Source organism: Brevundimonas sp., assembly GCF_023259385.1.
Lineage (GTDB): Bacteria > Pseudomonadota > Alphaproteobacteria > Caulobacterales > Caulobacteraceae > Brevundimonas.
The window spans coordinates 1-9,236 of the sequence record NZ_JAHFPF010000139.1 but is presented as its reverse complement, the minus strand read 5'-3'; the positions used below and the strand labels follow the sequence as shown (position 1 = coordinate 9,236).

The following is a 9,236-nucleotide window of genomic DNA, read 5'->3' as shown; positions in this document are numbered from 1 at the left end:
CGGCCAGCATGCCGGTCTTCATGGCGTTATGGCTGCCCTTGATGCGGGGCACGTTCACGAAGCCCGCCGAACAGCCGATCAGGGCGCCGCCCGGGAAGGCCAGCTTGGGCACCGACTGGAATCCGCCCTCGGTGATGGCGCGGGCGCCGTAGGAGACGCGCGTGCCCCCTTCCAGGTGCTCGGCGATCGAGGGGTGGTGCTTGAAGCGCTGGAACTCGTCGAAGGGCGAGATGAAGGGGTTCTTGTAGTTCAGGTGAACCACATAGCCGACGGTCACGTAGCGATCGCCGAAATGGTAGAGGAAGCTGCCGCCGCCGGTGAACTCGTCCAGCGGCCAGCCGGTCGAGTGCTGGACCAGGCCCGGCTGATGCTTGTCAGCCGGGATCTGCCACAGCTCCTTGACGCCGATCCCGAACTTCTGCGGATCGGAGCCGTCGCACAGGTTGTGACGGGCCATGATCGTCTTGGCCAACGAGCCGCGGACGCCCTCGGCGATGAAGACGTATTTGCCGTGCAGTTCGATGCCGGGCTGGAACTCGCCGGTCGGCTTGCCCTCGCGGTCGATGCCGAAAACGCCGGCGACGACGCCCTTCACCCGGCCGGTCGGCTCGTCCCAGACCACGTGGCTGGCGGCCATGCCGGGATAGACCTCGACGCCCATGGCCTCGGCCTGCTCGCCCAGCCAGCGAGCGACGTTGCCCAGCGAGGCGATGTAGCAGCCGTGATTGTGCATCAGCGGCGGGAAGGCGAACATCGGCAGGGACACGACGCCCTGCGGCCCGAGCAGCAGGAATTTGTCCTTCCTGACCGGCGTCTCCAGCGGCGCGCCGCGTTCCTTCCAGTCGGGGAACAGTTCGTTCAGCGCCTTGGGATCGATGACGGCCCCCGACAGGATGTGGCCGCCGATCTCGGCGGACTTCTCCAGCACGGCGACGGAGATGTCCTTGCCGTCCTTTTCCGCCCGCTGTTTCAGGCGGATGGCGGCCGACAGGCCGGCGGGCCCGCCGCCGACTATGACGACGTCATATTCCATGATCTCGCGCTCGACGCCCGCCAGGGCCTCGGCGGGCGGCAGCTTGTCGATCACCGCCTCTTGCCAGGCGTTCGTCGCGCCGCCTTCGATCTCGGCTTCGGCCATGCCCGATGTCCTCGTTATGCGTATGGTCTTCCCTGCCGTCGCTTATCGGAAGGTGACGCGGGGGCGGTCAAGGACTATCCCTGTGCGGACCGACATGAACGCCGCAACTCTCGACACCGCAGCCGCCGAAAGCCTGCTCGCCTTCTGGCGCGACGCGGGGGTGGACGGCTGTTTCGAGGATGCGCCGGTCGACCGCACCCACGTGGCCCCGCCGCCCGCCGTGAAGGCCGTGGCCAAGGCGACCGCCTCGGTGGTGGCGGCCCCGTCGGTAGGCGATGCGGCGTCCGAGGCGCGCCGCCTGGCCGCCGGAGCCGAGACGCTGGAGGCGCTGGGCGAGGCCATCGCTGGTTTCACGGGCTGTCCGCTGAAGGACATGGGCGCGCGGCAGCCGGTGTTCTCGCGCGGCGATCCGCAGGCGCCGGTCATGATCATCGGCGAAGGTCCAGGCGCGGACGAGGATGCGCGCGGCCAGCCCTTCGTCGGCAAGGCGGGCCAGTTGCTGGACCGGATGCTGGCCGAGGCCGGGCTGAAGGACCGGGTGTTCATCACCAACACCGTGTTCTGGCGGCCGCCGGGCAACCGGACGCCGACCCCGGCGGAGCAGGCCGCCTGCGCCCCCTTCGTGGAGCGGGCCTTCGCCCTGCTGCAGCCGAAGGCCGTGCTGCTGCTGGGCGCGGCGGCGTCGAAGTCGGTGCTGGGGACGGACGAGGGCATCATGCGGCTGCGCGGGCACTGGAAGGAATGGCGGCTGGCCGAGGGCAATGTTTCGGCGCCTGTGCTGCCGACCTTCCACCCCGCCTTCCTGCTGCGCACTCCGATGGCCAAGAAGGCGGCCTGGGCCGACCTGCTGGCGCTGGCGGCGCGGCTGGACGCCTCCGAATCCCGTTAACCTTCGCGACGCAAAAGCGCCCCAAAAATCGGGCAAATCTTGACATGGGTCGAGGCCGTGGCGCCTTTCTGGCCTGACGACCGAACGAACAGCGGCCCAAAGGATCGAATCGAGACGATCCCGCAACCGCTCTCAGGGGGGCCGCCTCAGTGCCTGTATTTTTCCGCCGCGCGATCCTCGCGCCGACGCTGGCCATCGCGCTCGCCGCCTTCGGCGCGGCGGCGCACGCCTCCGACGATGACCGCCGCGCGCCGTCCGCGCTGAGCGCCGCGGACCGCCTGAGCTACACCACCGCCTTCGACGCGCTGCGCCGCGGAGACCTGGACGCCGCCCGCGCTTCGGCCCGGCAGGCCCAGGACCGCGTCCTGCTGGGCCAGGTCGAGTTCGAGCGGATGTTCCACGCCGACTACACCGCCACCTATGAGGAACTGGCGGCGTGGCTGGAGGAATATTACGACCTGCCCTGCGCCGACCGCGCCTACAATCTGGCCCTGCGCCGCCGTCCTGACGGGGCGCCCGAGCCGCGCCGTCCGTCCCGCTTCTCGAACCGGAGCTGGGCCGCCGCCTCGGCCGCCGGCCAGAACACCGAGGGCGATCCGATGAAGGCCGCCCGCGTCGCGCTGAACCGCGACGACCTGGCCGGCGCCGTGGTCATCGGACAAGAGATCGGCGACTGGTGGACCGTGGCCCTGGCCCAGTACCGGCTAGGCGAGTTCGGCGCCGCCGCCACCGCCTTCGAGCGCGTGCTGAACGATCCGACCGAGGACGGCTGGGTTCGCGCCGGCGCCGCCTTCTGGGCCGCGCGCTCGGCCGCGCGGTCGAGCCAGCAGGATCGGGTGCAGCCGCTGTTGCGCCGCGCCGCCATGTGGCCGGCGACCTTCTACGGCCAGATCGCCCTGCGCCAGCTGGGCGAAGAACCGACCATCGAGAACATGGGGCCGCGCCCCTACGGCGCCGCGACCCTGCAGCAGGCCGCCTATACGCCGGACGAACCGGTCGGGGTCGACGCCGACGAGCTGGAAGAGTTCGTGCGGTCCGAGCCGCGCGCGCGTCGCACCGTGGCCTTCTACGAGGTCGGCCGCCGCACCGACGCCCGCGACGAGCTGCGCACCGGCATGCGCTCCGCCGTCACCGACCGCGCTCGCCAGCTGTGGGCCGCGCTGGGCCGCGCGCTGGGCCCGCGGGTGATGGGGTCGGACAACGACGTCCGCCGCATCGACGCCAACAACTACGCCCAGCCGGTGATCGAGCCGGAGGGCGGCTTCACCATCGAACGCTCGCTGGTCTATGCGATCGCCCGCAAGGAGACGAGCTTCAACGCCCGCGCCCGCTCGGGCGCCGGGGCCTATGGCCTGATGCAGGTGATGCCGACCACCGCGGCCGAGCTGTCGGGCGACCGCGGCTTCGTCAGCGCGCCGGACCGGCTGTTCGATCCGTCGGTCAACGCCCGTATGGGCCAGGCCTATGTGAACCGCGTGCTGGCCCTGCCCGAGATCAACGGCGACCTGCTGCGCGTCGCGGCCTCGTACAACGCCGGGCCCGGGCCGATGATGGCGGCGGTGCGCAAGCTGGGACCGGACGCCGACCCGCTGCTGCTGATCGAGACGATCGACGTGCCCCAGGCCCGCGACTACGTGGAGAAGGTGGTCGCGGCCTACTGGATCTATCAGCGCATGAACGGCCGTCCGCTGAATACGCTGGACGCCGTGGCCGGAGGCGCGACCCTGGCCCCGCTGAGCCTGGATTACGTGCCGCCGCCTCCGCCCGCTCCGGCGCAGCCGCTGGAAGTGGCCTCGGTGCAGCCGACGGGCGGCTAGATCCCCGCCAGCAGCAGGGCCGGAAGGCAGCAGGCGACGACGATCAGCAGGCCATAGACCAGCAGGCTGGGACGACGGGCGACGGGCTGTTCGGCTTGCATAGACATGACGGACCTCGAACGCGCCGGCGTTCATCGGGCTCCAGACATACCGCCGTTGTCTTAAGGTCGGGTTCGGGTGTGCGGTTAACGCAACGCTTCGGCCGCCCATTCCAGGAAGTCGGGCTGGGCCAGCAGGACGTCGCAGTAGGCCTGGGCCGTCCCGTCGTCGCCGAAGTCGGCCAGATCGACCTGGAAGTGGCGGAAGCGGGTGGCGACCGGGGTGAAGAAGGCGTCCGGCACGGACCATGCTCCGAACAGATAGGGCCCGCCGGCGCCGAAGCGGCCGCGCATCTCCGTGAACAGCGAGACCAGCCGGCGGATGTCGCGCTCCAGCCCCGGATCGGACGGCAGGGGCGAACGGTCCGGACCGACCATGGTGTGATCCGGCCCCATGCCGCAGTGGGTTCGCAGCGCCGTGAAGCCGCCGTGCATCTCGCAGGCCGCCGACCGGGCCAGCCAGCGGGCGTGGGCGTCGGCGGGCCACAGCTTCGCCTCCGGATAGCGTTCGGCCGCCCAGACCGAGATGGCCATGGAGTCCCAGACGGTCTCGCCGTCGACCTTGAGCAGGGGGACCAGGCGCGAGGGCGAGATGCGCGCCAGCTCGATCTGGCCGGCCTCGGAATAGATGTCGATCTCGGTGGTGACGAAGTCCGCGCCGCAGCGCTTGAGCACCAGCCAGGGCCGCAGGGACCAGGTCGAATACAGGCGCGGGCCGATGATCAGTTCCATGAGAAGTCCCCTCCGTCAGTTGCACCGCTCATAGGACGGACGGCGGCCGCGCGCGACCGAGTTTGTTGGCCGGGAACACAAGCGACGCTTGACTCGGACGCCCCCCGCACCGACACGGCGCATCCATGATCACGCGCTATTCCCGCCCCGACGCCGTCGCCATCTGGTCGCAAGAGACCAAGTACAAGATCTGGTTCGAGATCGAGGCCCACGCCGCCACCAAGATGGCCGAGCTGGGAGTGATTCCGACAGACGCCGCCGAGGCCATCTGGGCCAAGGGCAAGGACGCGGTGTTCGACGCCGACCGCATCGACGAGATCGAGCGCACCACCAAGCATGACGTCATCGCCTTCCTGACCCATGTGTCGGAAATCGTGGGCGAGGAAGCCCGCTTCCTGCACCAGGGCATGACCTCCTCGGACGTGCTGGACACCTGTTTCGCCGTGCAGCTGGCGCGGGCGTCGGACCTGCTGATCGGCGGCGTCGACCGGGTGCTGGCCGCGCTGGAGACCCGCGCCAAGGAACACAAGTTCACGCCGGAAGTCGGCCGCAGCCACGGCATCCACGCCGAGCCGATCACCTTCGGCCTGAAGCTGGCCGGCTATCACGCCGAGTTCCAGCGGGCGAAGCGCCGCCTGCTGACCGCCAAGGAAGAGATCGCCACCTGCGCCATCTCGGGCGCCGTGGGCACCTTCGCCAACGTCGATCCGGCGGTGGAGGCCTATGTGGCCGAGAAGATGGGCCTGCAGGTCGAGCCGGTCTCGACCCAGGTGATCCCGCGCGACCGTCATGCGGCCTTCTTCGCAGCGCTGGGCGTGGTCGCCTCGTCGATCGAGCGCCTGGCCACCGAGATCCGCCACCTGCAGCGCACGGAAGTCCTCGAAGCCGAGGAATTTTTCGACAAGGGCCAGAAGGGCTCGTCGGCCATGCCGCACAAGCGCAACCCGATCCTGACCGAGAACCTGACCGGCCTGGCCCGTCTGGTCCGCTCGGCGGTCGTGCCCGCGATGGAGAACGTCGCCCTCTGGCATGAGCGGGACATCAGCCACTCGTCGGTCGAGCGCGGCATCGGGCCGGACGCCACCATCCATCTGGACTTCGCCCTGCACCGCCTGGCGAACGTGGTCGAGCGGCTGAACATCTATCCCGAGAACATGCAGAAGAACATCGACCTGCTGGGCGGGCTGGTGCACTCGCAACGGGTCATGCTGGCCCTGACGCAGGCGGGGGTGAGCCGCGAGGACGCCTATGCCGCCGTGCAGGAGAACGCCATGAAGGTCTGGCGCGGCGAGGGCCGGTTCCTGGACTTCCTGAAGGCCGACGCGCGGGTGACCCTGCCGGAAAGCCAGCTGGAGGCCCTGTTCGACCTCGGCTACCACACCAAGCACGTGGACACGGTGTTCGCCCGGGTATTCGGCGCCGACTGATGAGCAATCCGCCGATCCGGATCAATCCCGACCTGGACCTAGCCGCCGCGGCGGCGAGTTACAAACGCGACGGATGGGTCCAGATCGCCGACATCTTCGAGCCGGAGACGGCGGAGTATCTCGCGACGCTGCTGGAGACCCGCATCGACTGGGACCTGGCCTTCCAGGGCGAGGACGGCCGTCCCGCCGTGCTGAACCGGAACCAGATCGTGGCCCAGGGCGACGCGGCCCTGCAGCAGCGGCTGCGCGCGATGATGACCAAGGCGGGCGCCGGCTACGGCTTCCTGTACCTAGCCTATCCGCTGATCACCGCCTATCTGGCCGGCCGCGATCCGGGGCATCCGATCCACGGCCTGACCGAGTTCCTGAACGACGCCTTCGTGAAGCTTGGCGTGACCGTCACGGGACGGCAGGACATCGTCAAGGCGGACGGCCAGCTGACCCGCTACCGGCCCGGCGACTTCATCGGCCTGCACAACGACGTCGGCTCCGAGGCCAGCGACCGGCTGGTGGCCTATACGCTGGGCCTGACCCGGACGTGGCGCGCCGACTGGGGCGGCCAGCTGCTGTTCCACGATGCGGCCGGCGACGTGATCCGCGGCCACGCTCCGCGCTGGAACACCCTGACGCTGTTCGACGTCCCCCAGTATCACTCCGTCGCCCCTGTGGCCGCCTACGCCCAGGGGCCGCGGCTGTCCGTCGTCGGCTGGATGAGAAATGCCGGGCGCTGAAGACGGGCCGCGCAAGCGCGCCTTCGATCCGGTCGTGGACGCCGACACTCGCCTGCTGATTCTGGGCAGCCTGCCCGGCGACGCCTCGCTGCAGGCCGGGCAGTATTACGGCCATCCACAGAACGCCTTTTGGCGGCTGGTCGGCGGGGTGGTCGGGCGCGACCTGGCCGGCCTTCCCTACCCTGATCGGCTGGAGGCGCTGCGGGCGGCGCGCGTCGGGCTTTGGGATGTGATCTCGGGCGCCGAGCGCAAGGGCAGCCTGGACGCGGACATCCGAAACGCCGAGACGGCGGACCTGAGGCGCCTCATCGCCGGATTGCCCGCGTTGAGGGCCGTGGCGTTCAACGGCGGGACGGCGGCCAAGATCGGACGGCGCTCTCTGGAAGGGGTGGAGGGGCTGGCCCTGATCGACCTGCCGTCGTCCAGCCCCGCCTACACGCTCGCCCGGGATGAAAAGGCCACGCGCTGGGCGGTGTTGGGGTCCTGGATCGAAAGAGCCTGATCCGGTCCGATTGACCCGGCGGCCATCCAATGCGGGACTCGGAACGTAAGCCTTCCATGACGCCGCCCCCGAGCGTCATCTCAGGAAGAAGCATCATGATGAAAATCACCCGCTACAGCGCACTTATCGCCGCGGCCGCCACCTCGACCCTTCTGATCGCCGCCTGCAGCAATGCGGAAGAGGCCGCACCCGCCGACAAGGCCGCGGTCGAAGCGACGGATTCCGCCACGCAGGACCCGATGGTCGGCGGCGCCGCCATGAGCCCGAACGATACGATCGTGACCAATGCGGCCAAGGCGTCGAACCTGACGACCCTGGTCGCCGCCGTTCAGGCCGCCGGTCTGGCCGAAACGCTTGGCGGAGCGGGCCCCTTCACCGTCTTCGCACCGGACAACGCCGCCTTCGAGAAGGTGCCGGTCGCAGCACGAGAAAGCCTGATGGCGCCCGCAGGCAAGGCCGACCTGGCCAAAATCCTGACCTATCACGTCGTCCCCGGCCGGCTGACCGCCGCCGATATCGCCGCTCAAGCCCAGGCCAACGGCGGCACGGCGACGCTGACGACCGTAGAAGGCGGCGCGCTGACCGTCACCGCGGGCCCGAACGGCACCTGGGTCATCACGGATGAAAACGGCGGTCGCTCGACGATCACGCAGGCCGACGTCGGCCAGTCGAACGGCATCGTTCACGTCATCGATACGGTGCTGATGCCCAAGTAATCCCGCACCCATATCGTCCTGAAACGACAAAGGCCGCCCTGTGAGGGGCGGCCTTTTCTACATTCTCAGGCGTCGGCTTATTCGCCGTTGCGGATCTGCTCGCGCGCGACCGACGACAGCTCGTCCATCTTGCGGCGGATTTCACCTTCCGAGACGGTCAGGCCGGCGCCTTCGAGGTCCTGGGCGATCTTGCGGTAGACGTCTTCCTCGCCCGGCTGCTCGAAATCGGCTTTCACGACCGCTCCGGCGTACTGGGCGGCGCTATCGGCGGACAGGCCCATCTTCTCGGCGGCCCACAGACCCAGCAGCTTGTTGCGGCGGGCGACGGCCTTGAATTCCTGTTCCTGATCGAGTGCGAACTTGGACTCGAAGCCCTTTTCCCGATCGTCGAAGGTAGTCATGGGCGTCCGCAGGCTCCGTCAGGCGGCCCAGGGAGTGGCCGCGTCGGGGTGTCTATAGCCCCCCGTGAGCCGAACGCAACCGGAACCCGCCGGGTTGCGGCGGCATGCCGTACGACGGTGTCGTCGACGCCCGCCGTTTGTATCCAGCACCGGCTTCCGCTAAGGAGACCGCGACGATTTTACCCGCCCGCCCGATTCCGGATCGCGCTGACCAGACCTACGCGCTGGCCGCGCGATTTTCGTTTCTGACGAGGCCCCGCCCGGACGAGACCCCATGAACGTCAAGCGCAAGAAGCTCTACGAGGGCAAGGCCAAGATCCTGTACGAAGGACCTGAGCCTGGCACCCTGATCCAGTATTTCAAGGACGACGCCACCGCCTTCAACGGCGAGAAGAAGGCCCAACTCGAGGGCAAGGGCGTCATCAACAACCAGATCAGCGAATTCGTCATGTCGCGTCTGAACGGCATCGGCGTGACCAATCACTTCATCAAGCGGCTGAACCTGCGCGAGCAGCTGATCCGCGAAGTCGAGATCATTCCGCTGGAAGTGGTGTGCCGCAACGTCGTGGCCGGCTCGATGAGCCAGCGCCTGGGCATCGCGGAAGGCACGCCCCTGCCCCGCTCGATCATCGAGTTCTACCTGAAGAAGGACGAGCTCAACGACCCGATGGTCACCGAAGAGCACATCACCGCCTTCAACTGGGCCTCGACCCAGGAGCTGGACGACATCCTGGCGATGACCGTGCGGGTGAACGACTATCTGTCGGGCATGTTCGGCGCCGTCG

The 9,236-nt window shown here is 68.8% G+C and carries 10 protein-coding genes; 7 read left to right on the top strand and 3 right to left on the bottom strand.

The annotated features are described in order from the left end of the window. On the bottom strand, nt 1–1,138 hold a 1,138-nt coding region (locus tag Q0C81_RS11535; protein WP_291837789.1), incomplete at its 3' end, for an NAD(P)-binding protein. A 94-nt stretch (nt 1,139–1,232) separates the two neighbouring features. Here Q0C81_RS11535 and Q0C81_RS11530 point away from each other — a divergent pair. Both Q0C81_RS11530 and Q0C81_RS11525 read left to right on the top strand, forming a co-directional pair. Further along, nucleotides 1,233–2,027: a uracil-DNA glycosylase gene (locus Q0C81_RS11530; RefSeq protein WP_291837785.1), complete on the top strand. Its 795-nt coding sequence runs from the start codon at nt 1,233–1,235 to the stop codon at nt 2,025–2,027. Between the two features lie 149 nt (nt 2,028–2,176). Then, nucleotides 2,177–3,844 (top strand): lytic transglycosylase domain-containing protein, encoded by a 1,668-nt coding sequence (locus Q0C81_RS11525; protein ID WP_291837782.1) that lies wholly within the window; start codon nt 2,177–2,179, stop codon nt 3,842–3,844. Nucleotides 3,845–4,029: 185 nt separating this feature from the next. Here Q0C81_RS11525 and Q0C81_RS11520 read toward each other — a convergent pair whose 3' ends face one another. After that, nucleotides 4,030–4,674, bottom strand: a complete 645-nt coding sequence (locus Q0C81_RS11520; RefSeq protein WP_291837778.1) for a glutathione S-transferase — start codon at nt 4,672–4,674, stop codon at nt 4,030–4,032. A gap of 125 nt (nt 4,675–4,799) precedes the next feature. Between Q0C81_RS11520 and purB the strand changes: the two genes are divergently transcribed. The 4 genes from purB (at nt 4,800) to Q0C81_RS11500 (ending at nt 8,050) form a co-directional block, all read left to right on the top strand. Continuing rightward, nucleotides 4,800–6,101, top strand: coding sequence for an adenylosuccinate lyase (gene purB / locus Q0C81_RS11515; protein WP_291837775.1), 1,302 nt, complete (start codon nt 4,800–4,802; stop codon nt 6,099–6,101). Next, nucleotides 6,101–6,832, top strand: a complete 732-nt coding sequence (locus Q0C81_RS11510; RefSeq protein ID WP_291837773.1) for a 2OG-Fe(II) oxygenase family protein — start codon at nt 6,101–6,103, stop codon at nt 6,830–6,832. The genes purB and Q0C81_RS11510 overlap by 1 nt, the downstream gene beginning before the upstream one ends. Beyond that, nucleotides 6,819–7,334, top strand: a complete 516-nt coding sequence (locus Q0C81_RS11505; protein WP_291837770.1) for a DNA-deoxyinosine glycosylase — start codon at nt 6,819–6,821, stop codon at nt 7,332–7,334. Before Q0C81_RS11510 ends, Q0C81_RS11505 begins: the two co-directional genes overlap by 14 nt. Nucleotides 7,335–7,429: 95 nt before the next feature. Beyond that, complete coding sequence (locus Q0C81_RS11500) at nt 7,430–8,050, top strand: fasciclin domain-containing protein (protein ID WP_291837768.1); 621 nt, start codon at nt 7,430–7,432, stop codon at nt 8,048–8,050. 77 nt (nt 8,051–8,127) lie between these two features. Here the strand turns inward: Q0C81_RS11500 and Q0C81_RS11495 are convergent, their stop codons facing one another. Continuing rightward, a complete protein-coding gene (locus Q0C81_RS11495) occupies nt 8,128–8,451 on the bottom strand; it encodes a DUF1476 domain-containing protein (RefSeq protein ID WP_291837765.1) in 324 nt (107 codons plus the stop codon). 274 nt (nt 8,452–8,725) lie between these two features. Between Q0C81_RS11495 and Q0C81_RS11490 the strand changes: the two genes are divergently transcribed. Further along, the coding region (locus tag Q0C81_RS11490) for a phosphoribosylaminoimidazolesuccinocarboxamide synthase (RefSeq protein WP_291837761.1) at nt 8,726–9,236 on the top strand (511 nt) is incomplete at its 3' end.

What these genes read in the sequence shown, in the direction of transcription:
- Q0C81_RS11505 (WP_291837770.1), top strand. Translation starts at nt 6,819, where the DNA reads ATGCCGGGCGCTGAAGACGGGCCGCGCAAGCGCGCCTTCGATCCGGTC.
- Q0C81_RS11530 (WP_291837785.1), top strand. Translation starts at nt 1,233, where the DNA reads ATGAACGCCGCAACTCTCGACACCGCAGCCGCCGAAAGCCTGCTCGCC.
- purB (WP_291837775.1), top strand. Translation starts at nt 4,800, where the DNA reads ATGATCACGCGCTATTCCCGCCCCGACGCCGTCGCCATCTGGTCGCAA.
- Q0C81_RS11510 (WP_291837773.1), top strand. Translation starts at nt 6,101, where the DNA reads ATGAGCAATCCGCCGATCCGGATCAATCCCGACCTGGACCTAGCCGCC.
- Q0C81_RS11495 (WP_291837765.1), bottom strand. Translation starts at nt 8,451, where the DNA reads ATGACTACCTTCGACGATCGGGAAAAGGGCTTCGAGTCCAAGTTCGCA.
- Q0C81_RS11500 (WP_291837768.1), top strand. Translation starts at nt 7,430, where the DNA reads ATGATGAAAATCACCCGCTACAGCGCACTTATCGCCGCGGCCGCCACC.
- Q0C81_RS11520 (WP_291837778.1), bottom strand. Translation starts at nt 4,674, where the DNA reads ATGGAACTGATCATCGGCCCGCGCCTGTATTCGACCTGGTCCCTGCGG.